We start from the raw sequence: 19,068 nt of genomic DNA on the forward strand, positions 1-19,068 counted from the left end.
CCGAACGCCTGCCGATGAGCACATCCCCCGCCTACACCGGCCGCTTCGCCCCCACGCCAAGCGGCTACCTGCACTTCGGCTCGCTGGTCGCCGCCCTCGCCTCCTATCTCGACGCCCGCGCTGTCGGCGGTCGCTGGCTGCTGCGCATGGAGGACCTCGACCCCCCGCGGGAAGTCCCCGGCGCCCAGGACGCCATCCTGCGCACCTTGGAAACCTACGGCTTCGAGTGGGACGGCGCGGTGGAACGGCAGAGCGCCCGTCACGATGCCTACGCCGCCGCGCTGGACCAGTTGCTGGCCCGCGACCTAGCCTACGCCTGCACCTGCTCGCGCAAGCAGCTCGAAGGCCAGCCGATCTACCCCGGCACCTGCCGTGACGCCCGGCGAGCGCTGACGGATGCCGCCATCCGCCTGCGCGTGCCGGACGCCGAGTACCGCTTCGCCGACCGCGTGCAGGGCGAGTTCGCCCAGAACCTGGCCCGCGAGGTCGGCGACTTCATCATCCGCCGCCGCGACGGCCTGTACGCCTACCAGCTGGCGGTGGTGCTCGACGACGCCTGGCAGGGCGTCACCGACATCGTGCGCGGCGCCGACCTGCTCGACTCCACCCCGCGCCAGCTGTACCTGCAGGAGCTGTTCGGCCTGCCGCAGCCGCGCTACCTGCACATCCCCCTGCTGCTGCAGCCGGACGGCCACAAGCTGGGCAAGTCCTACCGCTCGCCGCCGCTGCCGGCCGACCAGGCACCCGCCCTGCTGACCCGTGCGCTGCGCGCCCTCGGCCAGCAGCCGCCCGCCGAGCTGGCACAAGGTAACGCTCGCGAGGTGCTCAGCTGGGGCGTGCGCCACTGGAACCCCGCCGCCATCCTGCGCCAGCCGAGCCTGGCCGAAGCCGAGGTGCGGTAACAGCGCAAACGGCGCTGTGTTACCGCATGCTTCTGCTTCGCCGCCGCCTCCGTTACCATCCGGTCATTCAACGACGAGGCATCCCATGTATATCTACCGGCTGGTCCTGCTCCTGGTGGTGGGGATCTACCTGTTCTCCCCGGCCATCATGGACTGGTGGATCGACCCCAACGGCGCCTGGTACCGACCCTACCTGCTCTGGCTGATCCTGATCGTCGTTACCTTCATCCTCCAGAGCCAGCGCGATGCCGACGAGCTTTAACCTGACCCACCTGCTGCTGATCAGCGCCATCTACCTGCTGGTGCTGTTCGGCATCGCCTGGCTGACCGAGCGCGGCGGAGTGCTTCGCTCGCTGGTGCGCCACCCGCTGATCTACACCCTGTCGCTGGGCGTGTATGCCAGCGCCTGGGCGTTCTACGGCGCCGTGGACCTCGCCTACCAGTATGGCTACGGCTTCCTGGCCATCTACCTGGGCCTTTCCGGCGCCTTCCTGCTGGCCCCGGTGCTGCTGCACCCGATCCTGCGCCTGACCCGCACCTACCAGCTGGCCTCGCTGGCCGACCTGTTCGCCTTTCGCTTTCGCAGCACCTGGGCCGGCACCCTGACCACGGTGTTCATGCTGATCGCCGTGCTGCCGCTGCTCGCCCTGCAGATCCAGTCGATGGCCGATACCGTCGGCATCATCACCGGCGAGCCGATCCGCGAGCTGGTGGCGCTGGGTTTCTGCACGCTGCTCACCCTGTTCACCATCCTGTTCGGCGCCCGCCATATCGCCACCCGCGAGCGGCACGAGGGGCTGGTGCTGGCCATCGCCTTCGAGTCGCTGGTCAAGCTGTGCGCCATGGCCGCCATCGGCCTGTATGCACTGTTCGCCGTGTTCGGCGGCCTGGACGGCCTCGAGCAGTGGCTGCTGCAGAACCAGACCGCGCTGACCACCCTGCACACGCCGCTGCAGGAAGGTCCCTGGCGCACCCTGTTGCTGGTGTTCTTCGCCTCGGCCATCGTCATGCCGCACATGTACCACATGGCCTTCACCGAGAACCTCAACCCGCGCGGACTGATCACCGCCAGCTGGGCGCTGCCACTGTTCCTGCTGCTGATGAGCCTGGCGGTGCCGCCGATCCTGTGGGCCGGCCTGCGCCTCGGCGTCGCCACCGAGCCGCAATACTTCACCCTCGGCATCGGCCTGGCCGTGGAGAATCCCTGGCTGGTGCTCGCCGCCTATGTCGGCGGCCTGTCCGCCGCCAGCGGCCTGGTCATCGTGGTCACCCTCGCCCTGTCGGGCATGGTGCTCAACCACCTGGTGCTGCCGCTGTACCAGCCGCCGGCCGAGGGCAACATCTACCGCTGGCTGAAGTGGACCCGCCGCGGCCTGATCGTCGCGATCATCGCCGCCAGCTACGGCTTCTACCAGTTGATCACCTCGGGCCAGAACCTCTCGCACCTGGGCACCGTGTCCTTCGTCGCCACCCTGCAGTTCCTCCCCGGCGCGCTGTCGGTGCTGTACTGGCCGACCGCCAACCGCCGCGGCTTCATCGCCGGCCTGATCGCCGGCGCCAGCGTCTGGCTGCTGACCATGCTGCTGCCGCTGATCGGCGAGGTACCGGGCTTCTATCTGCCGTTGCTGGACCTGGTCTACGTGCTCGACGACACCAGCTGGCACCTGGCCGCGATCGCCTCGCTGGCCGCCAACGTGCTGGCGTTCACCCTGGTGTCGCTGTTCACCGAGCCCAGCAGCGAGGAGCAGAGCGCCGCCGAGGCCTGCGCGGTGGACAACGTGCGCCGTCCGCAGCGCCGCGACCTGGTCGCCACCTCGCCGCAGGAGTTCGCCGCCGAACTGGCCAAGCCGCTCGGCGCGCGCACTGCGCAGCGCGAGGTGGAGCAGGCGCTGCGCGACCTGCAGCTGCCCTTCGACGAACAGCGCCCCTACGCCCTGCGCCGCCTGCGCGACCGCCTCGAGGCCAACCTGTCCGGACTGATGGGGCCGAGCGTGGCCCAGGACATCGTCGAGAACTTCCTGCCCTACAAGTCGGCCAGCGAAAGCTACGTCACCGAGGACATCCACTTCATCGAGAGCCGCCTGGAGGATTACCAGTCGCGCCTGACCGGCCTGGCCGCCGAGCTCGACGCCCTGCGCCGCTACCACCGGCAGACCCTGCAGGAGCTGCCGATGGGCGTCTGCTCGCTGGCCAAGGACCGGGAAATCCTCAAGTGGAACCGGGCCATGGAGGAGCTCACCGGCATCGAGGCGCAGCGCGTGGTCGGTTCGCGCCTGGACACGCTGTCCGAGCCGTGGCGCGAGCTGCTGAGCACCTTCATCGACGCCCCCGACGAGCACCTGCACAAGCAGCGTCTGGCCCTCGATGGCCAGATCCGCTGGCTCAACCTGCACAAGGCGGCCATCGACGAGCCGCTGGCCCCCGGCAACAGCGGCCTGGTACTGCTGGTCGAGGATCTCACCGAAACCCAGTTGCTCGAGGACCGCCTAATCCACTCCGAGCGCCTGGCCTCGATCGGCCGCCTGGCCGCCGGGGTCGCCCACGAAATCGGCAACCCGGTCACCGGCATCGCCTGTCTGGCGCAGAACCTGCGCGAGGAGCGCGAGGGCGATGCCGAGATCATCGAGACCAGCCAGCAGATCATCGAACAGACCAAACGCATCACCCGCATCGTCCAGTCGCTGATGAGCTTCGCCCACGCCGGCGGCCGCCAGCAGGCCAGCGAGCCGGTGTGCCTGGCCGAAGTGGCTCGCGAGGCGATCAGCCTGCTGTCGCTCAATCGCGACTACGACGTGCAGTACTTCAACCTCTGCGACCCGCAGCATTGGGTCGAGGGCGACCCGCAGCGCCTGGCCCAGGTGCTGATCAACCTGCTGTCCAACGCCCGCGACGCCTCGCCCGCCGGCGGCGCCATCCGCGTGCGCACCGAGGCCAGCGAGCAGACCATCGAACTGATGGTCGAGGACGAGGGCTCGGGGATTCCCAAGTCGATCGTCGACCGCCTGTTCGAACCCTTCTTCACCACCAAAGACCCCGGCAAAGGGACCGGCCTGGGCCTCGCACTGGTCTATTCGATCGTCGAGGAGCATTATGGACTGATAACCATCGACAGCCCGGCAGATCCACAGCGCCAGCTTGGCACGCGCATTCGGATCACCCTGCCGCGCTATGGCGGCCCGACGGCCCCCGAAAACCCGTGAAGCCGATGGATACTGCAAGCGTACCGCTCCGGCGAGGTGCAACCGGGCGGTCAGCCCGCCGCCCCCGCCAGGCGCCCCCGCGAAGCCGTCCGCAGAGACCGGCGCAGACAGTTTCCAGCCGCTTCCGAGCACGCCGCGAGAGCTGAACAGACATGCCACATATTCTTATCGTCGAAGACGAAACCATCATCCGCTCCGCATTGCGCCGCCTGCTCGAGCGCAACCAGTACCAGGTCAGCGAAGCCGGTTCGGTGCAGGAGGCCCAGGAACGCTACAGCATCCCCAGCTTCGACCTGGTGCTCAGCGACCTGCGCCTGCCCGGCGCCCCGGGTACCGAGCTGATCGGCCTGGCCGGCGGCACGCCGGTGCTGATCATGACCAGCTACGCCAGCCTGCGCTCGGCGGTCGACTCGATGAAGCTCGGCGCGATCGACTACATCGCCAAGCCCTTCGACCACGACGAGATGCTCCAGGCCGTGGCACGCATCCTGCGCGAGCGTCAGCAGGCCCGCAGCGCCGAGCCGGCGAGCGCCAGTTCGGCGGCCGAGCGCGGCGAGGCGCCGGCCGACGCGGGTGGCGAGATTGGCATCATCGGCAACTGTGCGGCCATGCAGGACCTCTACGGCAAGATCCGCAAGGTCGCGCCGACCGATTCCACCGTACTGATCCAGGGCGAGTCCGGCACCGGCAAGGAGCTGGTGGCGCGCGCCCTGCACAACCTGTCGAAGCGCGCCAAGGCGCCGTTGATCTCGGTGAACTGCGCGGCGATCCCGGAAACCCTGATCGAGTCGGAGCTGTTCGGCCACGAGAAGGGCGCCTTCACCGGCGCCACCGCCGGACGGGCCGGCCTGGTCGAGGCCGCCGACGGCGGCACCCTGTTCCTCGACGAGATCGGCGAGCTGCCGCTGGAGGCCCAAGCGCGCCTGCTGCGCGTCCTCCAGGAAGGCGAGATCCGCCGGGTCGGCGCGGTGCAGTCGCAGAAGGTCGACGTGCGCCTGATCGCCGCGACCCACCGAGACCTGAAGAACCTGGCCAAGAACGGCCAGTTCCGCGAGGACCTCTACTACCGCCTGCACGTCATCTCGCTGCGCCTGCCGGCGTTGCGCGAGCGCGAGGACGACGTGCTGGAGATCGCCCGGGTGTTCCTGGCCCGCCAGTGTGCGCGCATGGGCCGCGAGCCGCTGCAGTTCTCCACCGAGGCGCTCAAGGCGATCCGCCACTACAACTGGCCGGGCAACGTGCGCGAGCTGGAGAACGCCATCGAGCGGGCGGTGATCCTCTGCGAGAGCCCGAGCATCCCGCTCGACCTGCTGGGCATCGATGTCGAGCTGGACGACCTGCTGGACAACTTCGTCGACGAACTGCATCCCCTGCCCTCCGCCAGCAGCGCCAGCGAACCGGCGGAGAACCTGTCGCTGGAGGACTACTTCCAGCACTTCGTTCTCGAGCACCAGGACCACATGACCGAAACCGAGCTGGCCCGCAAGCTCGGCATCAGTCGCAAATGCCTGTGGGAGCGCCGTCAGCGCCTGGGCATCCCGCGGCGCAAGTCGGGGGCCTCGGCCGACTCCTGAGGTGTTACCCCGCCTCCAGCACGTAACAGCAACCGGGTTCATCGGTAACGGGAACCCGGTTTTTTTTCACCCTGCCGGCAGCTCAACAAAAACACAAGCCATTGATTCTAAAGGATTTTCAAAAGTTGGCATGGCACCTGCTTTAGTAATCGCACAACAAAAACAACAACGCTGATCCAACACAACAAAAACAAGACGTAACGGCTCCAACACAACAAGAACAACAGGGTGGAGGCGCAGCAAACTGATTCTTTTGGAGAGGAAGTGCCCGACGGGTTTTCCATCGACCGGAACGAGAACAATAAAACTGCCCCGAGGCAGAGTCCGAAACCGGTTGACCCCGCAAGGGGAGTGGCAACATCAGCGTCCAAAGTAATCCGTTTGTTCTTGAGTCCCAGCTTGGGACTATGACCGGACCAAGCAGTCCGGGCGGGCAACCAACAAAAACAACAAGCCTGTGGCCACAAGAAGAACAAAGCACGACCTGACTTGAAGGGGGAGCCTAGGCTCCCCCTTGTGCTTTGCGCACCAGCCAGCCCTGCCCATGCGCGACCACCTTCCCGTTTGCCCCTCCCGCGTTCACCATCGCTGCCGGCCAGTGCTAGAATTCGCCTCCATTACGCGGGGCCGATCCTGCTCCCTCCCTATCCGGTAACCAGTAGCCCATGCTGAAAAAGCTGTTCCAGTCCATCCGCTCCCCTCTGCGCCGCGCGCGCGGCGTCCGCACGACGCCGGAAGTTCTCGGCAGCAGCCAGCACCCGCTGCACCACGAACAGATCAGCCGCAATGCCGTCGGCGTGGTCGACCGCCTGCAGAGGGCCGGCTACCAGGCCTACCTGGTCGGCGGCTGCGTGCGCGACCTGCTGCTGGGGGTCGAGCCCAAGGACTTCGACGTGGCCACCAGCGCCACGCCCGAACAGGTGCGCAACGAATTCCGCAACGCCCGGGTGATCGGCCGGCGCTTCAAGCTGGTGCATGTCCACTTCGGCCGCGAGATCATCGAGGTCGCCACCTTCCGTACCAATCACCCGCAGGGCGAGGACGACGAGGACAGCCACCTGGCGGCGCGCAACGAAAGCGGACGCATCCTGCGCGACAACGTCTATGGCAGCCAGGAAGACGACGCCCAGCGCCGCGACTTCACCATCAACGCGCTGTACTACGATCCGGCCAGCGAGCGCATCCTCGACTACGCCCACGGCATGCACGACATCCGCAACCGTCTGGTGCGCCTGATCGGCGATCCCACCCAGCGCTATCAGGAAGACCCGGTGCGCATGCTGCGCGCGGTGCGTTTCGCCGCCAAGCTCGGCTTCGACATCGAGAAGCACAGCGCCGCACCGATCCGCCAGCTGGCCCACCTGCTCAACGACATACCCGCCTCGCGCCTGTTCGACGAGGTTCTTAAGCTGTTTCTTGCCGGCCAGGGCGAGCGCACCTTCGACCTGCTCTGCGAGTATGGCCTGTTCGCGCCGCTGTTCCCGGCCAGCGCCGCCGCCCTCAAGCGCGAGCCCGAGTACGTCGGCAGCCTGATCCGCCAGGCGCTGGCCAATACCGACGAGCGTATCCGCCTCGGCAAGCCAGTCACCCCGGCGTTCCTGTTCGCGGCGCTGCTCTGGCCGGCGCTGCCCGCCCGCGCCGCCGCTCTGCAGGCCAGCGGCATGCCGGCCATTCCGGCCCTGCAGGAAGCCGCCCACGAGGTGATCGGCGAGCAGTGCCGACGCACCGCGATACCCAAGCGCTTCTCCCTGCCGCTGCGCGAGATCTGGGACATGCAGGAACGTCTGCCGCGCCGCCAGGGCCGCCGCGCCGACCTGCTGCTGGAGAACCCGCGCTTCCGCGCCGGCTACGACTTCCTGCTGCTGCGCGAAAGCGCCGGCGAAGAAACCGGCGACCTCGGCGACTGGTGGACCCGCTACCAGGAAGTCAGCGACAGCGAGCGGCGCAACATGATCCGCGAGCTGAGCAGCAGCCCCGACGGCGCCAAGGCGCCGCGCAAGCGCCGGCGCAACCCGCGCAAGCGCGCGCCGACCGGCCAGTCACAGGAATAACCGCGCCATGCCACGCGTCTATATCGGCCTGGGCAGCAACCTGGCCGAGCCGGTGCAGCAGTTGCAGGCGGCCCTGGCCGCCATCGGCAAGCTGCCGCGCTGCCAGCTGGTCGCGGTGTCCTCGCTGTACGCCAGCGACCCGCTCGGCCCGCCCGACCAGCCGCGCTATGTCAACGCCGTGGCGGCACTCGACTGCGCGCTGACCCCGCTCGAACTGCTCGACGCGCTGCAGGCCATCGAACGCGAGCAAGGTCGCGAGCGCAAGGCCGAGCGCTGGGGGCCGCGCACCCTCGACCTGGACATCCTGCTGTTCGGCGACCTGCAACTGGACGAGGAGCGCCTGACCCTGCCGCACTACCATATGCATGCGCGGGCCTTCGTGCTCTATCCGCTGGCTGAGATCGCCGCGGATCTCGTGCTGCCCGACGGCCAACCGCTACAGACGCTGTTGGCCAACTGCCCGTTCGAAGGCCTCGAGCGCCTTGACGGCGGTGACAGGCCGGCGGTAACGGTCGGGTGAACGGGTAACAGCGCGCATTGACTTCACCGCCCCCCATCGGGACTATAGGCACCGTTTGCCCGCGCCCGCTTTCGGTGCGCCAACGAGGATTTCTTGATGGCTGATGTCACCCTCACCACTCTGCGCGGTCTCAAGCAGAACGGCGAGAAGATCGTCATGTTGACCTGCTACGACGCGACCTTCGCCGCCGCCGCCTGCGCGGCCGGCGTCGAGGTGCTGCTGATCGGCGATTCGCTCGGCAATGTCCTGCAGGGCCACGACAGCACCCTGCCGGTCAGCGTGGCCGACATGGCCTACCACACCGCCTGCGTCAAGCGCGGCAACCAGGGCGCGCTGATCCTCACCGACCTGCCGTTCATGAGCTACGCCACCCTCGAACAGGCGCTGGACAGCAGCGCCGCGCTGATGCGCACCGGCGCGCACATGGTCAAGCTCGAAGGCGGTGCCTGGCTGGGCGAGACCGTGCGTCGCCTGGCCGAGAACGGCATCCCGGCCTGCGTGCACCTGGGCCTCACCCCGCAGTCGGTCAATGTCTTCGGCGGCTACAAGGTGCAGGGCCGCGACGAGGCCCGCGCCCGCGAGATGCGCGAGGCCGCGCTCGCCCTCGAGCAGGCCGGAGCAGCCATGCTCCTGCTCGAATGCGTGCCCAGCGCCCTGGCCGCCGAGATCAGCCGTTCAGTACGCATTCCGGTGATCGGCATCGGTGCCGGCGTCGACACCGACGGCCAGGTACTGGTGCTGCACGACATGCTCGGCCTCAACCCGCGTCCGGCGAAATTCGTGCGCAATTTCATGACTGGCCAGGCCAGCATCCAGGATGCCTTGAGCGCCTATACCCAGGCCGTCAAGAACGCCCAATTCCCCGCCCCAGAACACGGTTTCTCCGCATGATCACCGTCAAGACCGTTCGCGAACTGCGCGCCGCCGTCGCCCGTGCGCGCAGCGAAGGCAAACGTATCGGCCTGGTGCCGACCATGGGCAACCTGCATGCCGGGCATGCCGCCCTGGTGACCAAGGCCACCCAGCGCTGCGACTTCGTGGTTGCCAGCATCTTCGTCAACCCGCTGCAGTTCGGCGCCGGCGAAGACCTCGACAGCTACCCGCGCACCCTCGCCGCCGACCAGGAAAAACTCCTCGAAGCCGGCTGCCAGCTGCTGTTCGCGCCGACCGTCGAGGAAATGTACCCCGACGGTATGGCCGGGCAGACCCTGGTCAGCGTCCCGGGCGTCTCCGAGGGGCTGTGCGGCGGCAGCCGTCCCGGCCATTTCGACGGCGTGGCCACGGTGGTGACCAAGCTGTTCCACATGGTTCAGCCCGACCTGGCAATCTTCGGCGAGAAGGACTTCCAGCAGCTGGCGGTGATCCGCAAGCTGGTGCGCGATCTCAACCTGCCGATCCAGATCATCGGCGAGCCCACCGTGCGTGCCGCCGACGGCCTCGCGCTGTCCTCGCGCAACGGCTACCTCAACGAGGAACAGCGCGCCATCGCGCCGCAGCTGTACCAGACCCTCAGCGACATCGCTGCCGCCCTGCAACACGGCGAGAGCGACCATGCCACGCTGCTCGACGACGCCCGGACCCGGCTGAGTGCCGCCGGTTTCGTGCCGGACTACCTGGAAATCCGCAATCCGCTCACCCTGCGCCCGGCCACACCGGCCGATCGCCAGCTGGTGATTCTGGCCGCAGCCCGCCTCGGTGCTCCCCGGCTGATCGACAACCTGTTCGTGGATCTCGACGCCACGGCCTGACGAGGAACCCGCCATGCATAGCATCATGCTCAAAGCCAAGCTGCACCGCGCCGAAGTGACCCATTCCGTACTGGACTACGAAGGCTCCTGTGCCATCGATGGCGAATGGCTGGATCTGGCCGGCATCCGCGAATACGAGCAGATCCAGATCTACAACATCGACAACGGCGAGCGCTTCACCACCTACGCCATTCGCGCCGAGGAAGGCTCGAAGATGATCTCGGTGAACGGCGCCGCTGCGCACAAGGCGGACGTCGGCCATCGGGTGATCGTCTGCGCGTTCGCCCACTACAGCGAAGCCGAGTTGGCCCAGCACAAGCCGCACATGCTGTATTTCACCCCAGGCAACGCGCTCAGCCACACCAGTCACGCGATCCCCGTACAGGTCGCCTGACCGCCCGACGTGCAGCACCGACAAGCCCGGACCCGTTCCGGGCTTGTCGGTTTCCACCTCCCACGCCCAGACACCGGATCAGTCGATGCACCACTACCTCAAGCCGCTGGATGCCACCCAACAACCGGCCTGGCAGGCGCTGCGCACCCAGCGCGAACAGATGCAGGCGTTCAGCCTGCGCGAGGCCTTCGCCGCCGACCCGCAACGCTTCCAGCGCTACTCGCTGAACAGCGGCGGGCTGTTTCTCGACTATTCGAAGAACCTGATCGACGCGCGCAGCCAGCAGCTGCTGGTCGAGCTGGCCGAACAGATGAACCTGCGCCAGGCCATCGAGCAGCTGTTCGCCGGCGCCCCGCTGAATGCCTCGGAAAATCGGCCGGCGCTGCATACCGCTCTGCGCCGGCCGATCGGCGATCGGGTCCTGGTCGATGGCGTCGACGTGATGCCCCAGGTGCACCGCGTGCTCGCTCAGATGACCGAACTGGTGCAGCGCATCCACAATGGCCTGTGGCGCGGCTTCTCCGAGAAGCCGATCACCGACGTGGTCAACATCGGCATCGGTGGCTCCTTCCTCGGCCCGCAGCTGGTTTCCGAGGCGCTGCTGCCGTTCGCCCAGCGCGGCGTACGCTGCCACTACCTGGCCAATATCGACGGCAGCGAGTTCCACGAGCTGACCGCCGAGCTGTGCGCGGAAACCACCCTGTTCATCGTCTCCTCGAAGTCATTCGGCACCCTCGAGACGCTGAAGAACGCCCAGGCCGCGCGCCGCTGGGTGCTCGCCCAGGGGGCCCGCGAGAGCGACCTGCACCGCCACTTCATCGCCGTGTCGAGCAATCGCCAGGCTGCCGTGGCGTTCGGCATCGCCGAAGAAAACATCTTCCCGATGTGGGACTGGGTGGGTGGGCGCTACTCGCTGTGGTCGGCCATCGGCCTGCCGATCGCCCTGGCCATCGGCATGGGCAACTTCAAGGAACTGCTGTCCGGCGCCTACGAGATGGACCAGCACTTCCTCAGCGCACCGTTCGCGGAGAACATGCCGGTGCTGCTCGGCCTGCTGGGCGTTTGGTACGGCGACTTCTGGGACTCCCACAGCCACGCGATCCTGCCCTACGACCACCACCTGCGCAATTTCAACCAGCACCTGCAGCAGCTGGACATGGAATCCAACGGCAAGCGCGTGCGCCAGGACGGCAGCCCGGTCAGCTGCGGCACCGGACCGGTGATCTGGGGCGGCGTCGGCTGCAACGGCCAGCACGCCTACCACCAGCTGCTGCACCAGGGCACCCAGCTGATTCCCGCCGACTTCATCGTCCCTGTGACCAGCTACAACCCGCTGGCCGACCACCACCAGTGGCTGTACGCCAACTGCCTGTCGCAGAGCCAGGCGCTGATGTGCGGCAAGACCCGTGCCGAGGCCGAGGCCGAGCTGCGCGCCCAGGGTCTGGCCGAAGAGGAGGTGCAGCGCCTGGCGCCGCACAAGGCGATCCCCGGCAACCGGCCGAGCAACACCCTGGTGCTCGAGCGCGTCAGCCCGCAGCGCCTCGGCGCGCTGATCGCCCTCTACGAGCACAAGGTGTTCGTGCAGAGCGTGATCTGGGGCATCAATGCCTTCGATCAGTGGGGCGTCGAACTGGGCAAGGAACTGGGCAAGAACGTCTACGGCCACCTCACCGGCCAGGAGCCGGGACCGGCCAAGGATGGTTCGACCCAGGGCCTGATCGAGTTCTTCCGCGCCCGTCATCGCGGCTGACCCCCGCGCCTGCGGCCCGCCCGACCGGTGGCGGGCCGTCACTTGAAAGCCCCCTCATCCGGGTCCACGCTAAAGAACATCGCGCACGACCACGCAGGATCGCCGCCATGTTCGAGATCCGTCCCCACCCTGTCGCGGCAGCCGCCTACCGGCATGCCGCCGTGCATGCCGACGACTACCAGCGGCTGTACCGGCAATCCATCGAGCAACCGGAGCTGTTCTGGGCCGAACAGGCGCGCCTGTTCCTCGACTGGTTCAAACCCTGGCGCAGCGTGCACCATGGCGACCTGAGCCAGGGGCAGGCCAGTTGGTTCAAGGGCGGCCAGCTGAACGTCGCCTACAACTGCCTCGACCGCCACCTGGCCCGGCGCGGCGAACAGACCGCGATCATCTGGGAGGGCGACGATCCCGCCGAGTCCCGGCACCTCAGCTACCGCGAGCTGCACGAGCAGGTCTGCCGCCTGGCCAATGCGCTCAAGCAGCTGGGCGTGAACAAGGGCGACCGGGTGTGCATCTACCTGCCGATGATCCCCGAAGCCGCCTGTGCCATGCTCGCCTGCGCACGCATCGGCGCCGTGCACTCGGTGGTATTCGGCGGCTTCGCCCCGGATGCCCTGCGCGACCGCATCCTCGACGCCGACTGTCGCCTGGTGATCACCGCCGATGCCGGCGTGCGCGGCGGCAAGCACATCGCGCTGAAGGCCAACGTCGACCAGGCGCTGCGCGAATGCCCGCGGGTCGCCCAGGTGATCGTGGTCGCCCGCAGCCACGACGGCATCCTCTGGGAGGCGGGCCGCGACCACTGGTACCATGAACTCGTCGGTCAGGTCGACGCCGACTGCCCCGCCGAACCGATGGACGCCGAAGACCCGCTGTTCATCCTCTACACTTCGGGCAGCACCGGCAAGCCCAAGGGCGTGCTGCACTGCAGCGGCGGCTACCTGCTCGCCGCCGCCATGAGCCACAAGTACGTGTTCGACTACCAGGATGGCGAAGTCTTCTGGTGCACCGCCGACATCGGCTGGATCACCGGCCACAGCTACGGCGTCTACGGCCCGCTGGCCAATGGCGCGATCACCCTGATGTTCGAGGGCGTGCCCAGCTACCCCGATGCCTCGCGACCCTGGCAGGTGGTCGACAAGCACCAGGTGAACATCTTCTACACCGCGCCGACCGCCCTCCGCGCGCTGATGCGCGAAGGCGACGCGCCGGTACAGCGCACCTCGCGGGCCAGCCTGCGTCTGCTCGGCTCGGTCGGCGAGCCGATCAACCCGGAAGCCTGGGAGTGGTACTACCATGTGGTCGGTGACAGCCGCTGCCCGATCGTCGACACCTGGTGGCAGACCGAAACCGGGGCGATCATGATCAGCCCGCTGCCCGGCGCCACCCTGCTCAAGCCCGGCTCGGCGACCCTGCCGTTCTTCGGCGTGCAGCCGGTGCTGCTCGACGAACAGGGCCACGAGATCGACGGCCCCGGCGCCGGCCTGCTGGCGATCAAGGCCAGCTGGCCGAGCCAGATCCGCAGCGTCTACGGCGACCACCAGCGCATGCTCGACACCTACTTCAAACCCTACCCCGGCTACTACTTCACCGGCGACGGCGCACGCCGCGACGAGGACGGCTACTACTGGATCACCGGCCGGGTCGACGACGTGCTCAACGTCTCCGGCCACCGCCTGGGCAGCGCCGAGGTGGAAAGTGCCCTGGTGCTGCACGACGCGGTGGCCGAAGCCGCGGTGGTCGGCTATCCCCACGACCTCAAGGGTCAGGGCGTGTACGCGTTCGTCAGCCTGATGCACGACGCCCAGCCCAGCGAGGCGCTCAGACAGGAGCTGTCCGAACTGGTGGCCCGGGAAATCGGCAGCTTCGCCCGTCCCGAACTGATCCAGTGGGCACCCGGCCTGCCGAAGACCCGCTCGGGCAAGATCATGCGGCGCATCCTGCGCAAGATCGCCTGCAACGAACTGGACAACCTCGGCGACCTCTCGACCCTGGCCGACCCGTCGGTGGTCGAGCAGCTGATCGCCGCCCGCCTGAACCAGTGAAGCCAGGCCACGGAAAAACCCGCAGGCGGGCGTGCGGGCCGCTGCTAGAATAGGCACCCGATACTCAGAGGAGACGCGCATGTCCGCCTTGAACCAGGCGCTGCGCGCCGCCCTCGACGCCCGCCAGACCCTGCTCGCCGAACTGCACACGCAGGGCACCGACTGCTACCGACTGTTCCACGGCAGCCAGGAAGGTGCCCCCGGCCTGACCATCGACCGCTACGGCGCGCAGTTGCTGGTGCAGAGCTTCCATCAACCGCTCGAGCGCGACGCCCTGCTGGAACTGCTGGAGACCTGCCAGCAGGCCTTCGCCACCCCGCTGCTGCCGGTGTACAACGACCGCTCGCAGGGCAACTCGCGCATCGACCGCAGCGACCCGGTGTTCCAGGCCGGAGCCGAGGCGCTGGCCGACCTGGTCGGTCACGAATGGGGGCTCAACTACCGGGTGCGCGCGCGCCATGCCGGCCAGGATCCGCTGCTGTTCCTCGACCTGCGCAACGCCCGTGGCTGGGTCAAGCGCCATAGCGCCGGCAAGTCGGTGCTCAACCTGTTCGCCTACACCTGCGGCGTCGGTCTTTGCGCCGCAGCCGGCGGGGCCCGCGCGGTCACCAACCTCGACTTCGCCGAGGGCAATCTGGCAGTCGGCCGCGAGAACGCCAGCCTCAACCCCGAATTGCCGGCCATGCGCTTCATCGCCTCCGACTACTTCCCGGCCATCCGCCAGCTCGCCGGCCTGCCGGTCGCCCGGCGCCACGGCCAGCGCCTGCCGGACTATCCACGCCTGGCCGCCGAGCAGTTCGACTTGGTGTTCCTCGATCCGCCGGCCTGGGCGCGCAGCGCCTTCGGCACCGTCGACCTGCTGCGCGACTACCAGAGCCTGCTCAAGCCGGCCCTGCTGGCCACCGCCGAGGGCGGCACGCTGGTGTGTTGCAACAACCTGGCCAGGGTCGAGCTGGACGAATGGCGCGACCAGGTGCTGCGCTGCGCCAGCAAGAGCGGGCGGCCGGTGCGCGAGGTCGAGGTGCTGCCACCGGCCGCCGACTTCCCCTCCAGCGATGGCCGCCACCCGCTCAAGACCCTGATCCTGCACCTCTGATCCCGGTGCGGGCGGGATATCTCCCGCCCGCACCGGCACGCCATCCCCCAGTCACGCTCGCCCCTGTCGAACTGGCGGAGCCCGCCACATTCGGAACCGGCGGGACATGCCATACTCCAAGACACTTCACGCATTGACCGAAGCGGCTTACCATGTCCAAAGGATTGAAACGCGGCCTCGCCGCTCTGGTAATCATTCCGCTGCTGTATGCCTTGTTCGGTTTCTATCTGCTGCCGTGGGCAGGCCTCAAGCTGGCCAACCAGAAGCTGGCCGAATACGCCACCGTACCGGCCAGCCTCGAGCACATCGAACTCAATCCGTTCAGCCTCGAACTGACCCTGCACAACCTGCGCCTCGGCGAACCCGGCGCCGAACAGCTGGCCTTTGTCCGTCTGCATGCCAACCTGCAGATCGACAGCCTGTGGCAGGGAGCGCTGCACCTGCTAGAGCTGCAGCTGGAGCGGCCCCATGTCCAATTGCTGTTCGCCGTGGACCGACCGTTCAACCTGCTGCAACTGTTCAAGTTGCCGGCCGCGCGCGAGGAACCGGCACAGCCCGCCGGCGAACCCTTCCCCCTCCATGTTGATCGCCTCACGCTGAGCGGCGGCAGCCTGCATCTGCTCGACGAGCGCCCGCAGCCGCCGGTCGAACTCCGTTACCAAGCCCTCGACCTCGAACTGCAGCACTTCGGCACCCGCGCACAGGACAACGGCGAGTTCATCCTCAAGGCCAGCGGCTCGAGCGGGGCGGACATCGACCTGCAAGGCCGCCTGGGCGTGCAGCCGCTGCGCGCCGAAGGCCAGCTGAGCATCACCGCCATCAATCTCACCACCTGGTGGCCCTACCTGCGCCGACTGCTGCCGCTGCAGCTGGCGCAGGGCATGGCCAGCCTGGCCAGCGACTACCGCCTGGAGTTGGCGGAGGGCCTGCACCTGCAGCTGAGCAACAGCCAGTTGCAGCTGAACAGCCTGCAACTGCTCGAGGCCGACGGCAGGCCGCTGCTCGACCTGGACCGCCTGCAGGTCGCCACCAAGCGCCTGGAACTCACCCCGGGCCCGCAGCTCGAACTGGACGGCGGCCAGCTGCAGCTGAGCGCCGTGAAACTGCACGGACTCAGCGAGCAACCGCAGCTCTCCCTGGCCAGCCTGGCGATCGCCGACAGCTCGCTGAACCTGGCGGAGCGCCGGCTGGTCATCGGTCAACTGCACAGTCAGGGCCTGGAAACCCGGGCCGCGCGCGAGGCCGATGGTCGCCTCGACTGGCAGGCGCTGCTCAATCGCCAGTTGGCCGCGCTGCAGCAACATCGCGCAGCCAGCGCCGAGGCCGCAAAACCGCCGTCTGACGGTGGCGAGAGGAAAGCAGCCACCCCCGCTGGTCCCGCACAGGCGGCTGAGCACCTGGCCCAGACCGTCCGCAGCGCCCCGGCAGCGCAGGACAGCACGCCCCAGGAACCGGCCACCACGCCCGCCGCCGGCGCACCAGCGGCGTCATCCGTCCAGATGGCCACCTCCTCCAGCATCCGCCCCTGGCAGGTGCTAGTCCATGCTGTGCAACTGCGCGGCTACCGTGCCCATCTCGAGGATCGCGTCCCCCGGCCGCTGGTTGCGCTGGACGTCGGCCCGCTGGATCTCGACCTGCAGGGCTTCAGCAACGCTGGCGAGCAGCCCTTCAGCCTCAAGCTGGCCAGCGGCATCGGCCAGCAGGGCCGCCTCGAGACCAGTGGCGAGGTGCGCCTCAAACCGCTGGGCAGCCAGCTCAAGGTAGTCGCCCGCGACATCGACCTGCGCCTGGCGCAGTCCTATGTCAGCCCGTTCATCCACCTGGAGCTGCGCAGCGGCTTGCTCGGCAGCGAGCTGGCCGTCGACCTGCAGAGCCTCGCCCCGCTGGCCTTCACGGTCAACGGTCACGTCGAGGTCAGCCAGTTGCACACCCTCGATACCCTCAAGGGACGCGACTTCGTGCGCTGGCAGAAAATCCACCTCGACGAGCTCGACTACCGCCATGGCGAACAGCTGCAGATCGGCAAGGTGCGCCTGCAACAGCCCTACGCCCGCTTCATCATCAACGAGGACCTCAGCACCAACGTCAAGGAGCTGCTGATCGCCCAGCCGCCCCAGGCCCAGCCTGCGCCGCCGGGCAAGCCGCTGCATGTGCGGGTTGGCGGCGTGGAGATCAACGACGGCTCGGCCCACTTCGCCGACTTCTCGCTGACCCCCGACTTCGCCACCGCCCTGCAGCAACTCAACGGCAGCATCGGCACCCTCGACAACCAGTCCGCCAAGCCAGCCAGCGTGGATGTCCGCGGCAAGGTCGACCGCTACGCACCGGTGACCATCAAGGGCCGTCTGACCCCCTTCTCGCCCCTGGAGCAGCTCGACATCGCCACCAGCTTCAAACGCGTGGAACTGACCACCCTGACGCCGTACGCTGGCAAGTTCGCCGGCTACAAGATCCGCAAGGGGCGTCTCAACCTCGACCTGCACTACCGCATCGAGAAGGGCCAGCTGAACGCCGACAACAAGGTGCTGCTGGAAGACCTGCAACTCGGCGAGCGAGTCGACAGCCCCAGCGCCACCGACCTGCCAGTGCGCCTGGCGGTTGCGCTGCTCAAGGACACCCAGGGTAATATCGACATCGCCTTGCCGGTGCAGGGCGATCTGAACAACCCCGAGTTCAGCGTCGTGCCGATCGTCTGGCAGACCTTACGCAACCTGATCCTGCGCGCGGTGCAGGCACCGTTCAAGCTGATCGCCGGGCTGGTCGACGGCGGCGAGGAATCCCTCGACAGCGTGTCCTTCGCCGCCGGCTCCAGCGCACTGGACGAACGGGCCCGTGGCAACCTGGCCACACTGGCCAAGGCCCTGCAGCAGCGCCCGGCGCTGCGCCTGGAGGTGGAGGGCATGAGCCAGCAAACGGCCGACGGCCCGCTGTTGGCCGAACAGCGCCTGCAGCGCGAATATCGGGAGATCTGGTACCGCATCCTGCAGCGTCGCGGCGATAAGGTGCCGGCCGACGCGAGTGCGCTCGAGGTGCCGGAGGACATGCAGGCGACCCTGCTCGAAGGCATCTACCGCGCCCGCCTCAAGCAGCAGCCGCCAGGCGAATGGCGCGAACTGAAGAAGCCCGAGCGGGCTGCGCGCCTGCAGCAGGCGGTGCTCGACTCCTGGGCGCAGAGTCAGCCGCTGCTGCGCCAGCTGGCCCAGGACCGCGCCCGGGCGATCAAGGCTTGGCTGGTCGAACAGGGCCAGCTGGCCGACGAGCGCATCTATCTGCTGGAAGTCGGCAGTGCCCCCGCCGGCGCAGACGAGCAGCGCATCGCCGTGCCCCTGCATCTGGACAGCGAGTAGACTGACCGTCACGCGGGTCCAATCATTACCCCTGCCGGCCACCCGCGCGCCGGCACCTTCCCCGCCGAGAGGGTTCTGTCGTGAAAGCGTTCCTCTGCCTGCTGCTGGTGGCCCTGAGTGCCCCGCTCAGCGCGGCCACCCTGCGCTGCTCCAGCGCGTTGATCAGCACCGGCGACCACGCCAGCGAAGTGCTGGACAAGTGCGGCGAACCGAATAGCCGCGAAGTCATCGGCTACCGTCAGCGCGGCGACTATTGGGGCAACTACGAGGAAGTGCGCATCGACGAGTGGGTCTACGGCCCGCGCAGCGGCATGTACTACTTCCTGCGCTTCGAAGGCAACCGCCTGACCGAGATCGACAGCCAGCGCCAGCGTTAACACCAATACCGAGCCGAATCGCGAACAACAAAAAAGGCCCCGAAGGGCCTTTTTTGTCACGCGA

The 19,068-nt window shown here is 67.8% G+C and carries 14 protein-coding genes; all 14 read left to right on the forward strand.

Features of this window, described 5'->3' with window-relative positions:
• Positions 1-14: 14 nt before the first annotated feature.
• The 14 genes from gluQRS to BMZ19_RS06095 all read left to right on the forward strand — a co-directional run bounded on the left by gluQRS (position 15) and on the right by BMZ19_RS06095 (position 19,004).
• Positions 15-902, forward strand: coding sequence for a tRNA glutamyl-Q(34) synthetase GluQRS (gene gluQRS, locus BMZ19_RS06030; RefSeq protein ID WP_090308378.1), 888 nt, complete (start codon positions 15-17; stop codon positions 900-902).
• Positions 903-987: 85 nt separating this feature from the next.
• Positions 988-1,164, forward strand: a complete 177-nt coding sequence (locus BMZ19_RS06035) for a hypothetical protein (protein ID WP_003095129.1) — start codon at positions 988-990, stop codon at positions 1,162-1,164.
• Positions 1,148-4,102 carry a sensor histidine kinase gene (locus BMZ19_RS06040; protein WP_090308381.1) on the forward strand — a complete coding sequence of 985 codons (2,955 nt, stop codon included), beginning with the start codon at positions 1,148-1,150 and terminating at the stop codon, positions 4,100-4,102. The genes BMZ19_RS06035 and BMZ19_RS06040 overlap by 17 nt, the downstream gene beginning before the upstream one ends.
• Positions 4,103-4,254: 152 nt before the next feature.
• Complete coding sequence (locus BMZ19_RS06045) at positions 4,255-5,676, forward strand: sigma-54-dependent transcriptional regulator (protein WP_090308384.1); 1,422 nt, start codon at positions 4,255-4,257, stop codon at positions 5,674-5,676.
• Positions 5,677-6,341: 665 nt separating this feature from the next.
• Entirely contained in the window at positions 6,342-7,727 is a 1,386-nt protein-coding gene (locus tag BMZ19_RS06050) for a polynucleotide adenylyltransferase PcnB (protein WP_090308387.1), read from the forward strand.
• A gap of 7 nt (positions 7,728-7,734) precedes the next feature.
• Positions 7,735-8,247, forward strand: a complete 513-nt coding sequence (folK, locus tag BMZ19_RS06055; protein ID WP_090308390.1) for a 2-amino-4-hydroxy-6-hydroxymethyldihydropteridine diphosphokinase — start codon at positions 7,735-7,737, stop codon at positions 8,245-8,247.
• 96 nt (positions 8,248-8,343) lie between these two features.
• Complete coding sequence (gene panB, locus BMZ19_RS06060; protein WP_090308393.1) at positions 8,344-9,138, forward strand: 3-methyl-2-oxobutanoate hydroxymethyltransferase; 795 nt, start codon at positions 8,344-8,346, stop codon at positions 9,136-9,138.
• Positions 9,135-9,995 (forward strand): pantoate--beta-alanine ligase, encoded by an 861-nt coding sequence (gene panC, locus BMZ19_RS06065; protein WP_090308396.1) that lies wholly within the window; start codon positions 9,135-9,137, stop codon positions 9,993-9,995. The genes panB and panC overlap by 4 nt, the downstream gene beginning before the upstream one ends.
• A gap of 13 nt (positions 9,996-10,008) precedes the next feature.
• On the forward strand, positions 10,009-10,389 hold the full coding sequence (panD, locus tag BMZ19_RS06070; protein ID WP_090308399.1) for an aspartate 1-decarboxylase: 381 nt from the start codon (positions 10,009-10,011) through the stop codon (positions 10,387-10,389).
• A gap of 85 nt (positions 10,390-10,474) precedes the next feature.
• Positions 10,475-12,139, forward strand: a complete 1,665-nt coding sequence (gene pgi / locus BMZ19_RS06075) for a glucose-6-phosphate isomerase (RefSeq protein ID WP_090308402.1) — start codon at positions 10,475-10,477, stop codon at positions 12,137-12,139.
• Between the two features lie 107 nt (positions 12,140-12,246).
• Complete coding sequence (gene acs / locus BMZ19_RS06080; RefSeq protein WP_090308405.1) at positions 12,247-14,184, forward strand: acetate--CoA ligase; 1,938 nt, start codon at positions 12,247-12,249, stop codon at positions 14,182-14,184.
• Between the two features lie 79 nt (positions 14,185-14,263).
• Complete coding sequence (locus BMZ19_RS06085) at positions 14,264-15,280, forward strand: class I SAM-dependent rRNA methyltransferase (RefSeq protein WP_090308408.1); 1,017 nt, start codon at positions 14,264-14,266, stop codon at positions 15,278-15,280.
• Positions 15,281-15,432: 152 nt separating this feature from the next.
• A complete protein-coding gene (locus BMZ19_RS06090; RefSeq protein ID WP_090308411.1) occupies positions 15,433-18,627 on the forward strand; it encodes a DUF748 domain-containing protein in 3,195 nt (1,064 codons plus the stop codon).
• A gap of 80 nt (positions 18,628-18,707) precedes the next feature.
• A complete protein-coding gene (locus tag BMZ19_RS06095; protein WP_090308414.1) occupies positions 18,708-19,004 on the forward strand; it encodes a DUF2845 domain-containing protein in 297 nt (98 codons plus the stop codon).
• Positions 19,005-19,068 lie beyond the last annotated feature (64 nt).

Origin of the sequence: Pseudomonas linyingensis (assembly GCF_900109175.1) — a bacterium.
GTDB classification, from domain to species: Bacteria; Pseudomonadota; Gammaproteobacteria; order Pseudomonadales; family Pseudomonadaceae; genus Geopseudomonas; species Geopseudomonas linyingensis.

Bases quoted from the DNA above. Each gene is read 5' to 3' on its own strand.
- gluQRS (WP_090308378.1), top strand. From the start codon at position 15: ATGAGCACATCCCCCGCCTACACCGGCCGCTTCGCCCCCACGCCAAGC.
- BMZ19_RS06035 (WP_003095129.1), top strand. From the start codon at position 988: ATGTATATCTACCGGCTGGTCCTGCTCCTGGTGGTGGGGATCTACCTG.
- BMZ19_RS06040 (WP_090308381.1), top strand. From the start codon at position 1,148: ATGCCGACGAGCTTTAACCTGACCCACCTGCTGCTGATCAGCGCCATC.
- BMZ19_RS06045 (WP_090308384.1), top strand. From the start codon at position 4,255: ATGCCACATATTCTTATCGTCGAAGACGAAACCATCATCCGCTCCGCA.
- BMZ19_RS06050 (WP_090308387.1), top strand. From the start codon at position 6,342: ATGCTGAAAAAGCTGTTCCAGTCCATCCGCTCCCCTCTGCGCCGCGCG.
- folK (WP_090308390.1), top strand. From the start codon at position 7,735: ATGCCACGCGTCTATATCGGCCTGGGCAGCAACCTGGCCGAGCCGGTG.
- panB (WP_090308393.1), top strand. From the start codon at position 8,344: ATGGCTGATGTCACCCTCACCACTCTGCGCGGTCTCAAGCAGAACGGC.
- panC (WP_090308396.1), top strand. From the start codon at position 9,135: ATGATCACCGTCAAGACCGTTCGCGAACTGCGCGCCGCCGTCGCCCGT.
- panD (WP_090308399.1), top strand. From the start codon at position 10,009: ATGCATAGCATCATGCTCAAAGCCAAGCTGCACCGCGCCGAAGTGACC.
- pgi (WP_090308402.1), top strand. From the start codon at position 10,475: ATGCACCACTACCTCAAGCCGCTGGATGCCACCCAACAACCGGCCTGG.
- acs (WP_090308405.1), top strand. From the start codon at position 12,247: ATGTTCGAGATCCGTCCCCACCCTGTCGCGGCAGCCGCCTACCGGCAT.
- BMZ19_RS06085 (WP_090308408.1), top strand. From the start codon at position 14,264: ATGTCCGCCTTGAACCAGGCGCTGCGCGCCGCCCTCGACGCCCGCCAG.
- BMZ19_RS06090 (WP_090308411.1), top strand. From the start codon at position 15,433: ATGTCCAAAGGATTGAAACGCGGCCTCGCCGCTCTGGTAATCATTCCG.